This window comes from Shewanella marisflavi (assembly GCF_002215585.1).
Lineage (GTDB): Bacteria > Pseudomonadota > Gammaproteobacteria > Enterobacterales > Shewanellaceae > Shewanella > Shewanella marisflavi.
The window spans coordinates 3422329-3441648 of sequence record NZ_CP022272.1; the positions used below are offsets into that span (position 1 = coordinate 3422329).

Here is a 19320-nt window from a genome sequence, read left to right on the forward strand (position 1 = left end):
ATGGCTCTTAGAAGAAAATTGCTTTATTATAAAGCAAAATAGAAACAGCAATTAAGATGATTCTATCTCTTTTGCTAAGTTGCTTCCCGACGGGGATGCAACTATTCTCACCGATAACTTGTCTAGACTAAGAATTCACTAAAACGATAAAAGATGCATATCCGTTACTTATTGGCATTGGCGCTACTCCCGCAGCTAGTCTTGGCAGACGAATCAGAGACCACTCCCGCGCCCGGTGCCCAGTGCCTGGTGTTGCCTCCGGTGCCTATTCCCGAGCCCAGCACAGATGAGCGCCCCTTAAATCTGCAGCAAATAAAGATAGTATCCGACTCATCGTCCGCCAAGATGGGTGATAAGGCGAGCTTTGAAGGTGATGTGAGCTTTAGTCAAGGCGGGCGCCATATCGCCGCCGACAGTGCCGTGCTGGATCAAGCCAATGAGCGCCTGGATGCCAATGGCAACCTGGTGTTTCAGGACAATATGTTTACCGTCACGGCCGACTCACTCAGCGCCGAGATGCGTAGTAACAGTGCCAAGCTTAGCGGCGCCCAATATTGGATGCACGGCCAGCAGATACACGGCGATGCGGAAAGCCTTGAAATTACTCAGGACAACAACCTTCATCTGTCCAACACCAGCTTTACCACCTGCCCACCAGGGGACACCTCTTGGTTGCTGGAAGCAGAAACCATTAAGATTGATAGCAGTGAAGAGTGGGGCGAGCTTTGGGATGCCAAGCTGAGAATAGGCGATGTCCCCGTTTTCTATCTACCCTATATGACGATTCCGGTTTCCGAGAAGCGCAAATCCGGCTTCCTGTTTCCCTTTTTCAGCACCAGCACCACCAATGGGGTCGAGATATCTACCCCTTATTATTGGAATATTGCGCCTGAATATGATCTGACCTTCACGCCTCATTACATGTCGGCGCGCGGTCTGTTTTTAAAATCGGAATTTAGATACCTCGCGGGCGCCGATCAGCAAGGCCAGCTCAACCTTGAATACCTGGGTAACGATCAGCTAGTGCCAAACCGTGCCGATCGCTACCTCTATCACTGGCAGCATAAAGGCGCTATTGCCGAAAACTGGCGAGTACTGGCTAACTTTACCGATGTGTCAGACAACAACTACTTCAATGATCTGCCATCGGACGTTTTGAGAGCCACAGACAACCAACTGTCTCGCATTGGCGAAATAGCCTATTTCGAGGACAACTGGGATCTCTCGGCCAGGGTGCAAGATATCAAGGTGTTGGGCGAAGATGAGTCTCCTTACCAGGTGATGCCTCAGATAGCGTTCAATTACCGTTCGCCTGCACTGTGGAAAGGGCTGGATTTCAACCTCTTGGGTGAAGCCAGTAACTTCCGTCATAAAGAGAACCAGTACGCTACAGCCAGCCGTTTGCACATCGAGCCTAGTGTGTCGCTACCCATTCATGGCCCGGCAGGTTCGCTTACTAGCGAACTTAAGTTAATGCAAACCAACTACTGGCAAGATACCACCAACTACAATGGTACCGAGCCACTCGACAGCTCGGTCAGCCGTACCTTGCCTCAGGTACGTATCCATGGCCAGATCAACTTCGAGCGTTTTACCGACTTCTTCGATATTAACTATCGCCAGACGCTGGAGCCACAATTCCAGTATTTGTATGTGGGATATGAAGATCAGTCCAATATTGGCATCTATGACACCGCCCTGCTGCAAGAAGACTACTATGGCCTGTTCAGGGATCGTCGCTTCTCCGGGTTAGATCGTATCGCCGATGCCAATCAGATGACCTTAGGCTTAACCACTCGCCTGTTTGATGAGCACAACCTAGAGCGTTTCAAGTTCAGCTTAGGGCAGATCTTCTATTTCGAAGACAGTAAAGTAGGGATCACCGAACCCTCGCGCCCTAACCAGATATTTGAGCAGCAAAACACCTCCAACTCTGTATTAGCGGCCGAACTCAACACCCAGTTATACAGCGATTGGTTTTTAAGTGGTGCCATTCAATATGACACGGAAAACAAAAACAACAAGAAGAGCGAAGTCACCCTGGATTTCAGGCCTGGGGTCAACAAGCTCATGCAATTTAGCTATCGATACGTGCCCGATTTAGTTAACAGCAACACCAACGAATCTGTTAATGTGTCGCAGACGGGCTTACGTGCCGCTTGGCCAATCAACGATAACTGGTATATCGTCGGCAACTGGTATTACGATCTCAATGAGAATCGTAGTGTCGAGAGCTACACAGGATTTCAATACGAATCTTGTTGCTGGGCCGTGCGCTTAAGTTATCATTACCGCATTAAAACCAATTATGATGACAACCTGGATCCGACCTTCGATGACAGAGAGCTATTCGAAAGCGGCTTCTACCTGAATTTTGTGATCAAAGGATTGGGAGGCTCAGGCCCACTAGGTGTATCGGATATGCTCAACGATGGTCTCTTTAACTATCGCAAGCCACTCTACCTGAGAAACTAGTTTTTGATATTTAGTGCGCTTTAAGCTGAACCTAGATACGGACTTGTAGTCCAATCAAAATAATCGAATTACATCGTCGGTCGACGTGCGTGTTGACCGACCTGAATATGCCAAGGATTTTTGTGGATGAAACCCTGTAAACAACTGATTTTTGCTTTACTTACACTGGCGATGAGCCACGGTGCGATGGCCGAAAACGTCCCTCTCGACAGGGTGACAGTACAAATAAACGAAGGCATAGTGCTGGAAAGCGAAATCGTCAACATGTTGAAGACAGTGAAAGCCAATGCAAAGGCCGCTGGCCAGTCACTGCCTTCAGATAAAGCACTGCGCACTCAGGTGATCGAGCGCCTTATCATGACTCGCCTACAATTACAGATGGCCGACCGTATTGGTCTGCACATCGGCGATCTACAACTGGATCAAACCATTGAGAATATCGCCAAAGAACAGAAAATGACCCCAGATATGATGCGCGAGCAGTTAGAAGCTGACGGTATCAGTTGGAGTCAGTACCGCGAACAGCTGCGTGAAGAGATCACCCTAGGTGAGATCCAGCGAATTCAGGTTCAGCGTCGCATTCAGGTATCTCCACAAGAGATCAACAGCCTGGTTAAACTCATTGAAGAACAGGGCATGCAACAGGTGGAATACCAGATAGGCCATATTCTTATCGAAGTCCCCAACAGTCCCAACAGTGAACAGCTTGAATCTGCCAGTAACCGCGCCAATGCCGTACTCAAACGCCTGCAAGATAATGCTGACTTTAAACAAACGGCTATCGCCTCCTCGTCAGGCCCTAAGGCTCTCGAAGGCGGTATCTGGGATTATATGAACGTCAATGAGATGCCAACTCTCTTTGCCGAACTATTAGTAGGCGCCAAGACTGGAGATATTATTGGCCCAGTCCGTAGCGGCGCCGGTTTCCACATCATCAAGGTGATGGATGCCCGTGGTCTGCAAACTAAAGAAATTGACGAAGTGCGTTCACGCCATATACTGATCAAACCTTCACCGATCCTGTCGGAAGAGCGCGCTAAGGCGATGCTGGATAAGTTTGTCGCTCAGCTAAGATCAGGCGAAGCCGACTTTGCCAGCCTAGCACGTCAGTACAGCGAAGACCCAGGCTCTGCAACCAAGGGCGGTGAACTGGGCTGGGCAGACCCATCGGTCTATGTACCCGCCTTTGCACAAACACTTAACGCACTGAAGATTAACGAGATCAGTGAGCCGTTTCGCTCTAGCCATGGCTGGCATATTGTCCAGTTAGAGGAGAAACGTAAGACGGATGCAACGGATAAATTTAACACTAATCGCGCACATCAGCTCATCTTCCGCCGTAAGTTTAATGAAGAATTGCAAAACTGGCTGGATGAAATGCGAGCAGAAGCTTACATTGAAGTATTCGATGCCGATTTTAATCGAGGTTAACCATATTGACGACTAAACGCATCGCCATCACACCGGGAGAACCAGCCGGTGTGGGCCCAGACTTAGTCATTCAACTTGCTCAGCGCGCTTGGCCCGCTGAGCTTGTTGTTTGTGCCGACCCCACATTGCTGACCTCGCGCGCCAAAAAGATTGGCCTGCCGATTCAGCTAAGGCCTTATCAGCCTAGTCAGCCTCCAAGACCACAAGAAGCGGGTACCTTAACCATAGTGCCCTTCCCGCTGGTCAACGATGCGGTATGCGGCAAACTCGATGAGCAGAACAGCAGTTATGTCATAGACACCTTGGCTTACGCCGGTGAAAAGAACATGAATGGCGAGTTCGATGCCGTGGTTACAGGCCCAGTGCACAAAGGGATCATCAACCAAGCTGGTATCCCTTTCAGTGGTCACACCGAGTTTTTTGCCCATCAGGCTAACTGCCAGGATGTGGTGATGCTACTGGCAGCGCCAGGCCTGCAAGTTGCCTTGGTCACCACACATATTCCACTGGCTTATGTCTCTAAGGCGATCACCCGTGACCGCCTGCATCAGATCATCAAGATTCTGCATCAGGATCTGGTGACCAAATTTGCCATAGACAACCCCAAGATCTATGTCTGTGGCCTTAACCCCCACGCAGGCGAAGATGGTCATCTGGGACGGGAAGAGATAGACGTCATCACTCCCGCACTCAACGAGCTGCGCGAACAAAACATGCACATAGTAGGCCCACTGCCAGCGGACACTCTGTTCCAGCCCAAGTATCTGGAAGATGCCGATGTGATCCTCGCCATGTATCACGATCAGGGGCTCCCAGTATTAAAATCCCAAGGATTTGGCAGTTCGGTCAACATCACCTTAGGCCTGCCCTATATCCGAACCTCGGTCGATCACGGCACGGCATTAGAGCTGGCCGGCACAGGCAAGGCCGATATCGGCAGTTTCGTCTGTGCGCTAAACAAGGCCATCGAACTGGCCACCAAGAATGAGTCACTTAAAGAGTAGTAATGAGTAATAAAGTACATTTAGGCCATACGGCTAGAAAACGTTTCGGGCAGAACTTTTTGACCGACAGCAATGTGATCAACCGCATCGTGGGCGCCATCGCTCCGGACAATGATCATGTGATGGTTGAAATTGGCCCAGGCCTAGCGGCACTCACCGAACCTGTAGCCGAAAGCATAGACAAACTGACAGTCGTTGAGCTGGATAAAGATCTGGTTGAACGCCTTCAGACCCATCCTTTCCTCAAGGATAAGCTTGAGATCCATCAAGGGGATGCGCTGAAATTTGACTTTATGCAGCTGGTCGAAGAAGGCAAACAGATGAAGGTATTTGGTAACCTTCCCTATAACATCTCAACACCGCTGATGTTCCATCTGTTTGAGTTTGCCGATCATATTGAAAACATGCACTTTATGCTGCAGAAAGAGGTGGTACTGAGACTCTCAGCGGCGCCAGGCACTAAAGCTTATGGCCGCCTCACTGTAATGGCACAATATTTCTGTCAGGTCATGCCGGTACTCGAAGTACCGCCAGGCTGTTTTACACCACCGCCTAAGGTCGATTCAGCGGTTGTGCGACTCGTGCCCTACAAGAACAAGCCTTACCCCTGCAAGGATGTAGACCTGTTAAGGCATCTGTGCACTACGGCCTTTAATATGCGTCGTAAGACACTGCGCAACAATCTAAAGCAGCTATTAAGCGACGAGGACTTCAGCACGCTTAATATCGATGCCAGCAAGCGTCCAGAGCAGATCACTGTGGCCCAATATGTTGCCATGGCAAATCATCTGGTAGATAAAAAACAAGCCTAATCAAGGTAGAGGTGCCTTGGCACCTCCACTTTTTAACCTTTAGGGATCCGAATGAAACAACTCGAATCCTCAATCAAAATTGAGGTCAAAACCGACTACATCGAAGAGCAATCTTCACCCGAAGAAGAGAGATACCTGTTCAGCTATACCATCACCATAGTTAACTTAGGTGATCAGCCCGTGACCTTAAAGAGCCGCATGTGGAGCATCACTGATGCCAACGGCCATGAAAGTAAGGTTCAAGGAGCTGGCGTTGTCGGCGAAACTCCCACCATAGCGCCTAATACCGCCTATCAATATACCAGCGGCACTGTATGTGAAACGCCATTTGCCGTGATGCAAGGCCACTACGTGATGGTCACCGAAAGCGGTGAAACCTTTAAAGCCCCTATCGCCCCCTTCCGCCTTGCAGCTCCCGGCCTGCTCCATTAATCGCACTAAAGGATACAGGTAATTCATGGCGACATATTTCGTAGGCGACATTCAAGGCTGTTTCGATGAACTTCAGGCCCTGCTTGCCAAGGTGGCTTTTAATGCCTCGACCGACGAGCTCTGGGTGGTCGGCGATATGGTCGCCAGAGGTACGCAGTCGCTCGAAACCCTAAGGTACCTCAAAGGGCTAGAAGGCGCCGTAAAACCAGTACTGGGTAACCATGACCTGCATCTTATGGCGCTGCATGGCAAGATTAAACGCCCTAACCCTAAAGATCACCTCGACGCCTTACTGAGCGCCCCGGATATAGCCCAGCTGATCGATTGGCTAAGGCTACAGCCTTTGGTCAGGGAACATTCAGACCAGGCCATTCTGATGGCCCACGCGGGAATACCGCCACAATGGGACGCCGCAACCGCAATAGAAGAGTCTCGCCAGGTTCAGCAAGTTCTCAGCCGCGATGACTATGTCGACTGCCTTATTAGCAAGATGTACACCAACGAATCTAGCCATTGGCAGCCAGATGCTCAGGGGCTGACACGCTGGGTGTATACCATCAATGCCCTGACACGCATGCGTTTTCTTTATCCCGATGGTCGATTAGACTTTGATTGTAAGCTGCCGCCAGCACAGGGAGAGGAAGTAGGTCTTATCCCTTGGTATAAGCAGCCAAGCTTGGCCATGGAAAAACATACTTTGGTCTTCGGCCACTGGGCCGCACTAATGGGCCAGGTCGACCAGATAGGCCTGCATGCACTGGACACTGGCTGTTGCTGGGGTCAATATTTAACCCTTTGGCATCTTGAATCAAATCAAAAAATTACCCAAAATAAGTTAAAAAAGAGTTAAACTACAACCAAGTTTGGCCGATACAAAGCTAGCGGGCATCACCCGCACCCCCTGAGAATATGTTTTGTAATTAGGGATATAACAACAAAAACCGGAGTGCCCTATGAAATTGAATGTCGCCACTCGAGTCATTGGTGGATTTAGCGTCGTCACATTACTGCTTATCGTGTTAGGAGTGGCGTCACTGGTCACCAACGACAGCATCAAGAGTAGCACCCTTGTTTTGCAAGACCTGAGCCTACCAGCGCTAAAGAGTAGCAATGGCCTGACTCAAAACCTTGCCCTACAGGAGAAGCAACTCCTAGTGGCTTTCCATAGCAAGCAATCCAAAGAACTCCCTCAAGTTCGCAATCAATTTACCACCTTTAGTAAAGGTTTTCTGAGTGAGTTAGATCAGCTTAATCGCATTATTCAGGGACACGAAGCCAACTTAGGGAATCAGATCAAGACACTAAGATCCAGCTACCAAACCTTTACCGACAACAGCCTCAAAATGATGCAGGCTCGCGAGCAGTCACTGCACACTCAAGAGTCTCTGATAGATGACCTGGATAACCTTGAAGTCGCCGCTGATGATACCGCCTCCCTCCTACTTGATCTTATCGATCTGGAGACAAGCGAAGATCCCACAGACAGGGAGATTGCCGCGACAGCCAGCAACATAGACAACAGCTTCAGCAACCTGATCACCAGCAGCTATGACCTAGTCAATAGTAAAGAAAAGTCCAAGTACGACACGATTCTCAAGGAACTTGACTACATCATCAGCGAAGCCCAAAACAAACTCGAATACGTTGAGCGTCATTGGGAAGGCGTTATCGACCAAGAGATCCTGGACAATATCAATACCGAGGCGGGTAAGGTTTTTGCCATGCTTAACGGTCCGCAATCGCTCCTTAAACGTAAAGGCCAGCAGCTGGATTTCAACCTGCAGGCCGGTCAACTCCTTACCAGGGTTGAGTCTGACGCCACAGCGGTCAATCAAAGCATGGCTAGCTTGAATAAAGCCATTGAGTCGACCTCACAGGAAGTCAGTGTCAAGGCGATCGAAAAAGTCGATAGCGCCAGTTATCAGACCCTGGCGCTGGTATTAATCGCCATAGTCGTCGCCGTACTGGTGAGTATCGCCGTTATCCGTCCGCTCAAGCATTCGCTCGATAAAGTAAATAATGCCCTCAACATCCTGGCCTCTGGGAATTTGACTCATAAGCTCGACGATAGCGGTCATGATGAATTTGCCGAACTTTCTCGCAACTGTAACCGACTGGTAGATAGCCTGCGCACCCTGATCCAGGGCATTTTAGATCGCTCAAACCAACTGGCCGCCGCAGCTGAGGAAACCTCAGCCATCACGGCTCAAACGACGGCGGGTATTCAGGAGCAGAAGAACCAAGTGGATCAAGTCGCCACAGCTACCACCCAGCTTAGTTCGAGTGCTATGCAGGTGAGCACCAGCGCCGATGAGGCTCTGAATCAGATTAGGCAGGCAGATGAAGAAGCCCAACACATGCGCGCCATCGCCGATGAGAATAAACGCACCATACTCGCCTTAGCAGACGAAGTCTCGAAGGCGGGGCAAGTGATCAATAAAGTGCATTCAGACAGCGCCTCTATCGGCTCTATCCTCGATGTGATCCGTGGCATTGCCGAACAAACCAACCTGCTAGCCTTAAACGCCGCTATTGAAGCCGCCAGAGCGGGTGAGCAAGGTCGTGGTTTTGCCGTGGTCGCCGATGAAGTGCGCAGCCTGGCATCACGCACACAAGACTCTACCCAAGAGATCCAGCAGATGATCCAGGTGCTACAACAGGGCACACAAGAAGCGGTCTCTGTAATGGAGCTGGGACGTCAACAAGCCAATAGCTGTGTCGAGAAGACTGAGCAGGCTAATGAGGCCCTGGAAAGCATCAGCAATGCGGTACATTTCGCCCATGACTCAGGCACTCATATCGCTAATGCGGCTCAAGAACAGAACCTGGTTAGTCAGCAGGTGTCTGAGAAGCTCGAACATATTGCCGCCATCTCTGAAGAGACAGCCACAGGCGCCGATCAAACGGCTCAATCGAGTCATCAGGTGGCTCAGCTGGCCGAAGAGCTGCAGGCTTCTGTAGGTGAGTTTAAGGTTTAATCACCGAGCAGCCATAAAAAAACCGGACTTGAGTCCGGTTTTTTTATGGCTAACTGAAAAGTCTTCTAACGATTAGTTACCAGCAAGACGTTCCTTGATTGCAGCGGTAATTGGACTGCCGCCATGGCCGTTACCCTCGGCCCATTCGACAACTGTCATACCATCGGCTTCCTTAACACTTAAATCTTCGGTAGAGAGTCGCTTAGCCATAAACTCACCCACGTCATTGGCGCCGCTCTTCATGGCGAAACGTAATAGGCTATCACCTTCACAGGCCACACCTTCATAAACGTTTCGTAACTTTACACGGGCTTCTTTCAATTTTTTGCGTAAACGGTTTTTGTCATCAGCCTGAACATAGTTACAGATATTTGCAACAAGTTGATCATTAGCTTGTACAGGTGCCGGAACGGTATATACAGACGCTGCAATCACTACAGCTAACGTAGTCGGTAAAAAACGCATCGGGTACTCCTATAATATTTATTATTTTTTTCAATAGGCTATCGCTAATCCGATAGCTTAAAGACAACTCGGGGTAACACCATAAGTTAACATTTTTTTACCAAATTGATAAAGCGATATTCCAAACCTTTATCATTTATGTGAGATTCACTCTGAAGAAGCCGCCAACTGCCATCGTCCCACTCGGGAAAGTGGGTATCACCAGCAACGTCGAGATTAATTTCGGTTAAATAGAGAATATCAGCTTGAGGCAGAAGCTCGGCATACAGCTGGCCACCACCTATCACCACCAACTCATCACAGCCTTTAACGACCTCCTTAGCCTGTTCAAAAGAGGTCACACAGGTTACGCCTTCAATCACCAAATCTGCCTGACGGCTGACCACGATATTGTGGCGACCCGGCAATGGTCGACCGATGGACTCGAAGGTCTTACGGCCCATCACGACCGGCTTACCTAAGGTCATCTGCTTAAAATGGCGCAGATCTTCCGGTAGATGCCAAGGCATCTGATTATCTTTACCGATAACCCGGTTATTCGCCATCGCGGCGATCATTGCAATTTTCATGGGCTCTCCAACGGTCTATTGCCGTTTCATTAATTAAGAATTAGATCACTGAACGGGTACGAAAATAGAGCAAACTGGGCATAGCCAATCCCACTGACAGTGCGCCTAAAATGAAGATAGTCTTCAAACCATTACTGATCACTTCGGCAGTCAGTTCTGGACTCACCTCAGACATAGCCGTCAACTGAACCAAAGCAATAACCGTATTGTAGGCATAAGTGCCAGGGATCATCGGGATGATCGCCGCAACCGCATACATGAGCGGTGGGGCAAGATGTCTCTTCGCGAAACCTATGGTTAATACGCCAACCAAGGCTGCGGCCACAAAAGTGCCCCACTCTATCGGCATACCAAAATGCATTAGCAAGGTACGCAGACTATGTCCTAGGGAACCGGCAAGCGCGCAATAGGGTAAGAACCGTCTCGGCACATTGAATACCATGGCGAACCCCACTGCTGGCACCGCAGAGAACAGAGCATCATTTAGCAGCTTAATGAGCAGATCCATCATAGGAAGAGTCCTCCTAACTGCATGGCTATGGTGATCCCAATAACCGATGACACGGTTAACAGAGTGGCATGTCCCCAACGAGAGATCCCAACATTCAGGTGTCCCTTCACCATATCAGAAATGGCGTTGATCATAGGAAAGCCTGGGACCAACATCAGCACGCTGGCAGCCATGGGCAACTTGGGCGTATCAGTCAGATGCAGGTGATACCCCATCTGCGCCACCAGTGTGGTGACAAAGGCGGTAACAGCAAAGTTCAACAGCAAGTTAAAATGCCGCTTGGCAATAGCGAGACGAACCGACATACCCACTGAGGAGGCTAATATGGTGATCAGCACAGCCATGGTATCGCCACCAAACAGGTGACAAAAGCTACCGCAGGAAAGGCCGATCATAGGCACTAAATAGCGCTTGGGATAGCTCTTGGGTTGAATACGGGCGACACGCTTACGCACCTCATTGAGGCCGTAGATCCCCTTTTCGGTCAACAGGCAGATCCGCTGTAATTCGCAGATGATGCTCATGTTGATACCATGTTCGCGAATCCGTCTGGTCGTCGTAATACAACGCCCATGCACCAAGCTGGTTAGTACGAGTGAGTTAGAGGAGATAGAGATCTCGACGCTTGCGAGACCTAATGCCTGACCTAAACGCTGACTGATCTCTTCAACGAGTTCAGACTCAGCGCCATAGGCCAGTAACAGTTGAGCAACCCGGACGACCTGCCGGGTAATATCATTTTGAGTATCGGCGTACACAATTCTCTCAGAATGAAAGTGGCAACTTAACGAGCTTACCTTTGATAGATGATTTCGACGTCATAGTCATCATCATCGAAATCATCGTCAAAGTCGTCATCATAATCTTCGTTGACCACTTCCTGACTCTTCTGATGATAGTTATCCCACTTGAATTCGACCTCTGCATCGGGATCTTTTTCGACTTCTGGCGGCAGTGAGTCGATAAAGTCCATCAGCTTGAGCGCCAATTCTTGGGTGCCTTGACGGTTATAGGCCGAGATACAGAAAACTTCTCCCTGCCAATCCAGCTCTTTTACAATACGATCGACACGCTCTTGAATCTCTTCCTCAAGTAGCAGATCGGTTTTGTTAAATACCAACCAACGAGGCTTGCTGGCCAGCAACGGAGAGTGCTTCTCTAGCTCACCGACAATAGCTCTGGCACTGTCAACCGGATCTGTGCCATCGATAGGCTCGATATCCAGGATATGCAGCAGCACACGGCAACGCTCGAGGTGCTTAAGGAATCGAATACCTAAGCCAGCACCTTCGGCTGCGCCTTCGATCAATCCAGGAATATCGGCGATCACAAAGCTCTGGCCATGTCTTGGCGTAACAACCCCTAGGTTTGGCACTAAGGTGGTAAACGGATAATCGGCAACCTTAGGCTTAGCACGCGACACAGAGCGAATAAAGGTCGACTTACCTGCGTTTGGCATACCAAGCAAGCCCACATCAGCCAGGAGCATCAACTCGAGTCTCAAGCTGCGAACTTCACCAGGAGTACCTAAGGTCTTTTGACGTGGCGCGCGGTTAGTACTGCTCTTAAAGCGAGTGTTACCTAGGCCATGGAAACCACCTTTGGCCACCAAAAGCTTTTGACCATGGGCTTTAAGATCCCCTAACGCCTCTTGAGTTTCCTCATCGACAGCGCGGGTCCCTACTGGCACCTTTAAGATAAGATCTTTACCACCATGACCGGTACAATCACGGCCGCGGCCATTCTGACCACGTTCTGCAAAATGAAAACGTTCAAAACGGTAATCGATCAAAGTATTAAGGTTTTCGTCGGCCTCCAGATAGACACTGCCGCCATCGCCACCATCGCCACCATCAGGCCCACCATCAGGCACATACTTTTCGCGTCGAAAACTAACGCAACCACTACCGCCATCACCAGCTTCAACTCTGATCACAGCTTCATCGACAAACTTCATACCAACTCCAGGCGCCGAACAATAGACCGATTATACTGCCTATCGAATCGTACCGCCAAAAAACAATGATGCGACTGCCTCTGCCATCTAGGGGGCTAAGACAATACTGGACTGGTGCTGGAGCAAGGATTCGGCTCATTTCACCAGTAAATATTCTTCATAAACAATAAAGCCCTACCAGAGGCAGGGCTTTAGAAACTAGCTTTGGTGAGCTAAGTATTAAGCTTCGATGCTAACGAACTTACGGTTGTTAGGACCTTTAACTTCGAACTTAACTTTACCGTCAGATAGTGCAAATAGAGTATGGTCACGACCGATACCTACGTTAACACCTGCGTGGAACTTAGTACCACGTTGACGAACGATGATGTTACCAGCTAAAACTGATTCACCACCGAAACGCTTAACACCAAGACGTTTGCTTTCTGAATCGCGGCCGTTACGAGTAGAACCGCCAGCTTTTTTATGTGCCATTAGTCAGACTCCTTATTAAGCGTTGATAGCTGTAATTTTGACTTCGGTGAACCACTGACGGTGGCCCATCTTCTTATCGTGGTGCTTACGACGACGGAACTTAACGATAGTTACCTTTTCGCCACGGCCATGGCTGACAACTTCAGCAACAACCTTACCACCTTCAACCAAAGGTGCACCAACGTGTACAGTTTCACCATCAGCAACCAAAAGAACTTGGTCAAATTCGATAGTTTCACCTGTAGCAACTTCTAATTTCTCTAGACGTACAGTATGGCCTTCAGCAACACGGTGTTGCTTACCACCACTTTGAAAAACAGCGTACATAGCTATTTTACTCCGATATTTCTAGCACGCAGACCCTTTTTGTTTGGCCGGGTGCTATAAAAGCTTTAATGACAATGGTCGCGGAGTTTACGCTAAGTTCGCCTGACTGACAAGTCCTAATTCGCTTTGATCAAAAAAAGATCGGAATTACTCGCACAATACTCTTCTGCTACTGTCAGGCGAGGCATTTTTAGGTAGAATCTGGTAATTATAACATTTTCGCCTTAATTTGGGCTGTCTGATTTACTCCGCAACCCTAAAAGTAGAGCCATTATATGGATTTGAATGCCATTCGTCAGCTGGCAGACGCTGATATGAAAGCCGTCGACCGACTTATTTATAAGCAGTTGGATTCGGATGTCGCCCTTATTAACCAACTCGGATTCTACATCATCAACGGCGGGGGCAAGCGTATGCGGCCGCTGCTCTCTATCTTAGCTGCCCGTGCTATCGACTACGAAGGCGAAGCACATCTTAAATTGGCTGCAATCGTAGAGTTCATTCATACCGCCTCTCTACTGCATGACGACGTAGTTGATGAGTCTATGTTAAGACGCGGCCGAGAAACTGCCAATGCCCTGTTTGGCAATAGCGCCAGCGTATTAGTAGGGGATTTCCTCTATACCCGCTCATTTCAGATGATGACCGAGCTTAAGAGCATGCAGGTTCTTGAGGTGCTCGCCGATGCCACTAACGTATTGGCCGAAGGTGAAGTGCTTCAGTTAATGAACTGCAACGATCCGGACACCACCGAAGAAAGCTATATGCGGGTGATCTATTGCAAGACCGCCAAACTATTCGAGGCAGCCACACGTCTCGCTGGCGTACTGGCCGATAGCAGCATAGAGGTGCAAACCGCCCTTGCCGACTATGGTAAATACTTAGGCACAGCCTTTCAGCTTACCGACGACCTACTCGACTATACTGCCGACACCGAAGAGCTGGGCAAAAACATAGGTGATGACTTAGCCGAGGGTAAACCTACTCTGCCACTGATCTACGCCATCGCCAATGGAAATGAGGTCGAACGCCAATTGATCCGCGATGCGATCGAACAAGGCGACGGTACAGGACACATAGAAACCATACTAAATGCACTACAAGAGTGTGGTGCCCTTAACTATACAGAGAAAAGGGCTCAGGAAGAGGCTGAGAAAGCGATACGCGCCTTAGACATTATTCCTGATAGCGACTACAAGCAGGCTCTGATATCGCTTGCTAAAATCGCTGTCGCGCGCAATCACTAATTAGAGCAAGTCTTCAAGCTTGCGGTGCGTCGATAACATCACACATAAAAAAATGGAGCCAATTGGCTCCATTTTTTATTCAGGACTAAACCTTACTCACACTGCGTCTTACTTAACGAAGTCGACACCCAGAGTGATATCGGCTTTCAGTGTATCTAGCATAGCGTCACGAGCGTTAGCTTCAAACTCGCTCACTTCACCATAAGCAAGTACTTGCTCAACACCGTTCTTACCCAGAAGTACTGGTTGTGCGAAGAACTCGGCATGTTCACTGCCACCATCAACATAGGCACATTCCACCACGTTCGCTTCGCCCTGTAGGCCACGAACCAGTGACAGACCGAAACGACAAGCCGCTTGACCCATAGAAAGGGTCGCGCTGCCGCCACCGGCTTTAGCTTCAACCACTTCGGTACCTGCGTTCTGGATACGAGTAGTTAGTGCTGCCACTTCTTCATCAGAGAAGCTTACGCCTTCAACTTGAGATAGCAGAGGCAGAATAGTCACGCCACTGTGGCCACCGATAACGTTAACTTTAACGTCAGCAACATTCAGACCTTTCGCTTCGGCAACGAAAGTTTCAGAACGGATAACATCAAGTGTCGTCACACCGAACAGACGGTTCTTATCGTAAACACCCGCCGCTTTTAACACCTCAGCAGCAATAGCCACTGTAGTGTTCACTGGGTTAGTGATAATACCAATCAGCGCCTTAGGACAAGTTGCTGCGCACTTCTCAACCAGGTTTCTTACGATACCCGCATTGATGTTAAATAGATCTGAGCGATCCATACCAGGCTTACGTGCAACACCTGCAGAGATAAGTACCACATCGGCACCTTCTAACGCTGGCGTTGGATCTTCACCCGCAAAACCTTTAACTTCAACAGCGGTAGGGATATGGCTTAAGTCTACAGCAACACCAGGAGTAACTGGTGCTATATCATAAAGGGATAGTTTTGAACCGGCAGGCAATTGAGTTTTAAGTAGTAGGGCAAGAGCCTGGCCAATACCACCGGCGGCACCAAGTACAGCAACTTTCATAGTTATCTCCGTTAATTCTTGGATATTATGTGATATAGATCTAGATTTACCGATGGCGCAACATTACTGGAATCACGGTAAAAATTCAATTATCCCTTAGTCGTGTGGCCAGATAATTTCATTTTATCGTTGCAAGCTGCCATTTACGCCCCTTTTGCGATATAGTGGCCGCACTTAGCTCCACTCCCCCGCCCAAACCACACACCAAGTAGAATCTGAATTTTTATTCACACAATCCGAATAACACTTGACTAACGGCGCAAAAATATTCACAATGAGCCAGTTTTTTGAATATAAGAATAATTCGATATGCAAGCCAATAAAAATCAAGACGAACTTGTAAAGACCTTTAAGGCTATCTTGAAAGAGGAGCGCTTTGGCTCCCAGAGTGAGATAGTGAATGCCCTGCAAGCCGAGGGCTATAACAATATTAACCAATCCAAAGTCTCACGTATGTTGAGCAAGTTTGGCGCAGTGCGTACTCGCAACGCCAAACAAGAGATGGTCTACTGCTTACCGGCCGAGCTCGGAGTTCCGACGGCGGGCAGCCCACTGAAAAACTTAGTCCTGGATGTAGACCATAATCAATCTATGATCGTCGTCAGAACCAGTCCTGGAGCAGCTCAGCTTATCGCGAGATTGCTGGACTCAATAGGTAAGCCCGAAGGTATTTTGGGTACCATTGCCGGTGATGACACCATCTTTATCTGTCCATCGAATATTCAGGAAGTGGACAAGACCCTAGACACTGTCAAATCACTATTTAACTACGCAGATTAATCGCAGCTAAAATAGGCTAAAAAAAAAGACACCTCTGAGTGTCTTTTTTTTGTTTGCGACCAAATTGAATATTGTATATCAGATAGGATACACTGAGCCAGAACCATCCCCTCTATCACCTGATGGTTAAGGACCCGAGATGAATAACAATAAGATAATTAATATCGACAACCTCTGCTGGGAATCTTGGCAACACTCAAATCAATACGCCAGTCATCAAAAACATATCGGCGATGCCGCTGGCTGTCGACAGATAGGTGTCACCATGGAGCGCCTTGAACCAGGCAAGATCTCCTCTGTCGCCCATTATCACACCAAGGAAGAGGAACACCTCTACGCATTACAAGGCGAAGCAACCCTGTTTATTAATGGTGAGCCACATGACTTCAAACAGGGCGACTATATCTGTTTTACTGCCAACTCTGGGGTATCGCATACATTAAAGAATGAGTCCGATGCCGATTTTCTCTTCTTGGTATTGGGTAACAGAGATCCCCATGATGTTGTAGTGTACCCAGAACACAATAAAGTACAGGTAAGATCTATCGACGAGATCTACGCCAAGCGGCCCACCAACTATTGGGATCCCGACCACTAATCCACTTCTATCTGGCATAAAAAAACACACCTTAAGGTGTGTTTTTTATTGACTCGACTTCGCGGCGTTAGCCCTCTAAATCAGCTTCTCGCTCCATGAAATCCAGCGAGGGGGCAAAGAATGCCGAACCGGTCAACGCCTGAGTGAAATGCATTAGGTGATCGTGATTCCCTTCTCCGTCGCCATGGATCATGCTGTGCAGCATCTTCTCAAAATGCACCGAATTGTTACAGACAGAAATAAACATCAGCCCCTGCTCTTTCATCGAGCCGTATGGCATGCTCTGACGTAAGATCTCCATCGAATTTCCATCGACATCTTTCAGGTTCACACGTTTGGTATGACTGGTGAGCGGCTTATCTTCAGAGGCGTACTCGATATTGTCTATCTTAGTGCGACCAAAAATATCTTCCTGTTTCTTCTGTGGCAGTCGATTCCATTTGCTCAGGTTATGCGCAAACTTCTGCACATGGACGTAACTACCACCGCGAAACACCTCATCTTCATCACCCACTAAGGCCACGTCCTGACGGTGACGTCCCTTGGGGTTTTCGGTACCATCAACGAATCCAGTCAGATCCCGGGTGTCCATAAACTGGAAGCCCCGCTCCTCATCCACCAGCTCAACTAAGTCTTCAAACATCTGGCAAACCTCGTTCGCCACCAGGTGCAAGATGTCATAACGGTCACAGCGCAAATGCACAAAGAGATCATATTCATGGGCCGGCGCATCGCGGTTATCGGCGTGCATAGCGGGAAAAGGCTTTAACTGCTTGGGGCGCTGCACCGGATAGAGACTGTCCCAATAGTTCGCGCCAATAGCGACGAAACCGTTAAAGGTACTGTCGGCATATTGGTCGGCTAATTCATAGATATATTGAGCAACATTGGCGACACAGGGACGAAGTTGAGATTCGACACCGTCATTAGCGTTGAACATCAAATACACACTATGTAAATTTCCTTCGGCACACACACCCAGTTGTTCACGTGGCATAACCAGATTATCCATAAATAAACCTACCTTTCGTCAGTCTCAATTTCGGCAATATTATCCGAAACTTTAGCGATAATTAGTATTACACAACCCACAAACCGTTAAAGCGAAACGTCGTTAAGTGGGTAGATTAACTTTTTTTAATGCCCGCAACCATAGTCGGTTGCAAAAGTGTTATATCAATCAGGCTTAAAACAGGACCACAGGATGGGGCTCAACCGATAATGCCACACGCTGCCCTGGGGTGAAACCATGCAAAGCGGAACGTACCTCAAGTATCTTCTCACCAATTAACACCCGGTAATGGCAAACATTACCCAGAAAACGCCGGGCAATCACTGTGCCCCCGCCCTGTTCATCTTCTCTCATTTGCAGTTGCTCGGGGCGCAATAACAGCTCTCCGCGATAGCCAACCCCTTGAGATAAAGCACTGCTACTTTGAATCAAACCTAACTGTGTCTGCAGGGCATCGGTCGATTCGACTTCGCAGCCAAGATAGTTCACCTGGCCAAGAAATTCAGCCACATATTTATCTGTCGGCGCACTATAGAGCTCCTCGGCGCAGCCATACTGAACAATGCGTCCCTCTTTAAAGAGCGCCAGCTTGTCGGCAAACACAAAGGCCTCATCCTTGCTATGGGTAACAAAAACGGCGCTCACATTACGCTGCTTTAAGATCTCCCTGATCTCCAACATCATCTCGCCCCGCACCTTGGCATCAATATTCGAAAAGGGCTCGTCGAGTAATAGTAGCTCAGGTTCATAGGCCAAAGCCCTGGCAATCGACACCCTTTGCTGCTGACCGCCGGAAAGCTCATGGGGATAGCGCCCCGCCAACCCTTCTAGCTTGACCAAGGCGAGCATCTCGTCCAATCGCGCCTGTCTCTTGGCGCCATCAAGCCCTTTCACACCAAACAAAATGTTATCGGCCACCGTCAGGTGAGGAAACAGAGCATAATCTTGAAAGATCATGCCAACCTCGCGCCTTTCGCTCGGCACAAATACCCCCGGCCCTGACAACAACCTGCCGTTAATACTTATCGAGCCTTGGCTTATGGGTTGTAAACCCGCAATCGCTTTAAGCAAAGTGGTCTTGCCGCAGCCACTGGGACCGAGTAAGGCGGCGATTTCCCCTTGGCGTAACACCAGATCCAACCCGCGCAGAATAAGCTGCCCTTGATAGTCACTATGTAGGTTCTCGATGGAGAGTGTCGACATA

20 protein-coding genes are annotated in these 19320 nt (G+C 48.9%); 10 read left to right on the forward strand and 10 right to left on the reverse strand.

Translation table 11 applies throughout. From position 1 onward, the window contains the following. Positions 1-153: 153 nt before the first annotated feature. The 7 genes from lptD to CFF01_RS15125 all read left to right on the forward strand — a co-directional run bounded on the left by lptD (position 154) and on the right by CFF01_RS15125 (position 9132). Positions 154-2475, forward strand: a complete 2322-nt coding sequence (gene lptD / locus CFF01_RS15095; protein WP_088905346.1) for an LPS assembly protein LptD — start codon at positions 154-156, stop codon at positions 2473-2475. A gap of 126 nt (positions 2476-2601) precedes the next feature. Next, on the forward strand, positions 2602-3906 hold the full coding sequence (gene surA, locus CFF01_RS15100) for a peptidylprolyl isomerase SurA (protein ID WP_088905347.1): 1305 nt from the start codon (positions 2602-2604) through the stop codon (positions 3904-3906). Positions 3907-3911: 5 nt separating this feature from the next. Then, positions 3912-4910, forward strand: a complete 999-nt coding sequence (gene pdxA, locus CFF01_RS15105; protein ID WP_088905348.1) for a 4-hydroxythreonine-4-phosphate dehydrogenase PdxA — start codon at positions 3912-3914, stop codon at positions 4908-4910. Between the two features lie 2 nt (positions 4911-4912). Beyond that, positions 4913-5722 (forward strand): 16S rRNA (adenine(1518)-N(6)/adenine(1519)-N(6))-dimethyltransferase RsmA, encoded by an 810-nt coding sequence (gene rsmA, locus CFF01_RS15110; protein ID WP_088905349.1) that lies wholly within the window; start codon positions 4913-4915, stop codon positions 5720-5722. 51 nt (positions 5723-5773) lie between these two features. Continuing rightward, positions 5774-6154 carry a Co2+/Mg2+ efflux protein ApaG gene (gene apaG / locus CFF01_RS15115; RefSeq protein ID WP_033537961.1) on the forward strand — a complete coding sequence of 127 codons (381 nt, stop codon included), beginning with the start codon at positions 5774-5776 and terminating at the stop codon, positions 6152-6154. 25 nt (positions 6155-6179) lie between these two features. After that, complete coding sequence (locus CFF01_RS15120) at positions 6180-7004, forward strand: symmetrical bis(5'-nucleosyl)-tetraphosphatase (protein WP_088905350.1); 825 nt, start codon at positions 6180-6182, stop codon at positions 7002-7004. Positions 7005-7107: 103 nt separating this feature from the next. Next, positions 7108-9132 carry a methyl-accepting chemotaxis protein gene (locus CFF01_RS15125; protein ID WP_088905351.1) on the forward strand — a complete coding sequence of 675 codons (2025 nt, stop codon included), beginning with the start codon at positions 7108-7110 and terminating at the stop codon, positions 9130-9132. 72 nt (positions 9133-9204) lie between these two features. On the opposite strand, the gene CFF01_RS15130 is transcribed toward CFF01_RS15125, so the two are convergent. The 7 genes from CFF01_RS15130 to rplU all read right to left on the reverse strand — a co-directional run bounded on the left by CFF01_RS15130 (position 9205) and on the right by rplU (position 13435). Beyond that, a complete protein-coding gene (locus CFF01_RS15130) occupies positions 9205-9597 on the reverse strand; it encodes a DUF3718 domain-containing protein (protein ID WP_033537958.1) in 393 nt (130 codons plus the stop codon). Between the two features lie 86 nt (positions 9598-9683). Further along, the gene (folA, locus tag CFF01_RS15135) at positions 9684-10166 is read right to left on the reverse strand and encodes a type 3 dihydrofolate reductase (RefSeq protein WP_088905352.1); all 483 of its coding nucleotides are present in this window, start codon (positions 10164-10166) and stop codon (positions 9684-9686) included. Positions 10167-10206: 40 nt separating this feature from the next. Continuing rightward, positions 10207-10677 carry a threonine/serine exporter family protein gene (locus tag CFF01_RS15140; protein ID WP_033537956.1) on the reverse strand — a complete coding sequence of 157 codons (471 nt, stop codon included), beginning with the start codon at positions 10675-10677 and terminating at the stop codon, positions 10207-10209. Further along, on the reverse strand, positions 10674-11435 hold the full coding sequence (locus CFF01_RS15145) for a threonine/serine exporter family protein (RefSeq protein WP_081953761.1): 762 nt from the start codon (positions 11433-11435) through the stop codon (positions 10674-10676). The genes CFF01_RS15140 and CFF01_RS15145 overlap by 4 nt, the downstream gene beginning before the upstream one ends. A 35-nt stretch (positions 11436-11470) precedes the next feature. Continuing rightward, positions 11471-12634, reverse strand: a complete 1164-nt coding sequence (gene cgtA, locus CFF01_RS15150) for an Obg family GTPase CgtA (protein WP_033537954.1) — start codon at positions 12632-12634, stop codon at positions 11471-11473. Between the two features lie 219 nt (positions 12635-12853). Continuing rightward, positions 12854-13108 carry a 50S ribosomal protein L27 gene (gene rpmA / locus CFF01_RS15155; RefSeq protein WP_033537953.1) on the reverse strand — a complete coding sequence of 85 codons (255 nt, stop codon included), beginning with the start codon at positions 13106-13108 and terminating at the stop codon, positions 12854-12856. 15 nt (positions 13109-13123) lie between these two features. Beyond that, on the reverse strand, positions 13124-13435 hold the full coding sequence (gene rplU, locus CFF01_RS15160) for a 50S ribosomal protein L21 (RefSeq protein WP_033537952.1): 312 nt from the start codon (positions 13433-13435) through the stop codon (positions 13124-13126). A gap of 275 nt (positions 13436-13710) precedes the next feature. On the opposite strand from rplU, the gene ispB reads away from it, so the two are divergent. Continuing rightward, positions 13711-14682 carry an octaprenyl diphosphate synthase gene (gene ispB, locus CFF01_RS15165; protein WP_033537951.1) on the forward strand — a complete coding sequence of 324 codons (972 nt, stop codon included), beginning with the start codon at positions 13711-13713 and terminating at the stop codon, positions 14680-14682. 108 nt (positions 14683-14790) lie between these two features. Here ispB and mdh read toward each other — a convergent pair whose 3' ends face one another. Further along, a complete protein-coding gene (gene mdh / locus CFF01_RS15170; RefSeq protein WP_033537950.1) occupies positions 14791-15726 on the reverse strand; it encodes a malate dehydrogenase in 936 nt (311 codons plus the stop codon). 309 nt (positions 15727-16035) lie between these two features. Here mdh and argR point away from each other — a divergent pair, with 309 nt between their 5' ends. Both argR and CFF01_RS15180 read left to right on the forward strand, forming a co-directional pair. Continuing rightward, positions 16036-16506 (forward strand): transcriptional regulator ArgR, encoded by a 471-nt coding sequence (gene argR, locus CFF01_RS15175; protein ID WP_033537949.1) that lies wholly within the window; start codon positions 16036-16038, stop codon positions 16504-16506. 139 nt (positions 16507-16645) lie between these two features. After that, entirely contained in the window at positions 16646-17104 is a 459-nt protein-coding gene (locus CFF01_RS15180) for a cupin domain-containing protein (RefSeq protein WP_088905353.1), read from the forward strand. Between the two features lie 67 nt (positions 17105-17171). On the opposite strand, the gene CFF01_RS15185 is transcribed toward CFF01_RS15180, so the two are convergent. Further along, on the reverse strand, positions 17172-18116 hold the full coding sequence (locus CFF01_RS15185; RefSeq protein ID WP_088905354.1) for a Dyp-type peroxidase: 945 nt from the start codon (positions 18114-18116) through the stop codon (positions 17172-17174). A 174-nt stretch (positions 18117-18290) separates the two neighbouring features. Next, a complete protein-coding gene (locus CFF01_RS15190; protein ID WP_033537946.1) occupies positions 18291-19319 on the reverse strand; it encodes an ABC transporter ATP-binding protein in 1029 nt (342 codons plus the stop codon). Position 19320: the final 1 nt, after the last annotated feature.

Coding starts and splice junctions, on each gene's coding strand:
- lptD (WP_088905346.1), top strand. CDS start 154: ATGCATATCCGTTACTTATTGGCATTGGCGCTACTCCCGCAGCTAGTC.
- surA (WP_088905347.1), top strand. CDS start 2,602: ATGAAACCCTGTAAACAACTGATTTTTGCTTTACTTACACTGGCGATG.
- rsmA (WP_088905349.1), top strand. CDS start 4,913: ATGAGTAATAAAGTACATTTAGGCCATACGGCTAGAAAACGTTTCGGG.
- apaG (WP_033537961.1), top strand. CDS start 5,774: ATGAAACAACTCGAATCCTCAATCAAAATTGAGGTCAAAACCGACTAC.
- CFF01_RS15120 (WP_088905350.1), top strand. CDS start 6,180: ATGGCGACATATTTCGTAGGCGACATTCAAGGCTGTTTCGATGAACTT.
- CFF01_RS15125 (WP_088905351.1), top strand. CDS start 7,108: ATGAAATTGAATGTCGCCACTCGAGTCATTGGTGGATTTAGCGTCGTC.
- CFF01_RS15130 (WP_033537958.1), bottom strand. CDS start 9,597: ATGCGTTTTTTACCGACTACGTTAGCTGTAGTGATTGCAGCGTCTGTA.
- folA (WP_088905352.1), bottom strand. CDS start 10,166: ATGAAAATTGCAATGATCGCCGCGATGGCGAATAACCGGGTTATCGGT.
- CFF01_RS15140 (WP_033537956.1), bottom strand. CDS start 10,677: ATGATGGATCTGCTCATTAAGCTGCTAAATGATGCTCTGTTCTCTGCG.
- cgtA (WP_033537954.1), bottom strand. CDS start 12,634: ATGAAGTTTGTCGATGAAGCTGTGATCAGAGTTGAAGCTGGTGATGGC.
- rpmA (WP_033537953.1), bottom strand. CDS start 13,108: ATGGCACATAAAAAAGCTGGCGGTTCTACTCGTAACGGCCGCGATTCA.
- rplU (WP_033537952.1), bottom strand. CDS start 13,435: ATGTACGCTGTTTTTCAAAGTGGTGGTAAGCAACACCGTGTTGCTGAA.
- ispB (WP_033537951.1), top strand. CDS start 13,711: ATGGATTTGAATGCCATTCGTCAGCTGGCAGACGCTGATATGAAAGCC.
- mdh (WP_033537950.1), bottom strand. CDS start 15,726: ATGAAAGTTGCTGTACTTGGTGCCGCCGGTGGTATTGGCCAGGCTCTT.
- argR (WP_033537949.1), top strand. CDS start 16,036: ATGCAAGCCAATAAAAATCAAGACGAACTTGTAAAGACCTTTAAGGCT.
- CFF01_RS15180 (WP_088905353.1), top strand. CDS start 16,646: ATGAATAACAATAAGATAATTAATATCGACAACCTCTGCTGGGAATCT.
- CFF01_RS15185 (WP_088905354.1), bottom strand. CDS start 18,116: ATGGATAATCTGGTTATGCCACGTGAACAACTGGGTGTGTGTGCCGAA.
- CFF01_RS15190 (WP_033537946.1), bottom strand. CDS start 19,319: ATGTCGACACTCTCCATCGAGAACCTACATAGTGACTATCAAGGGCAG.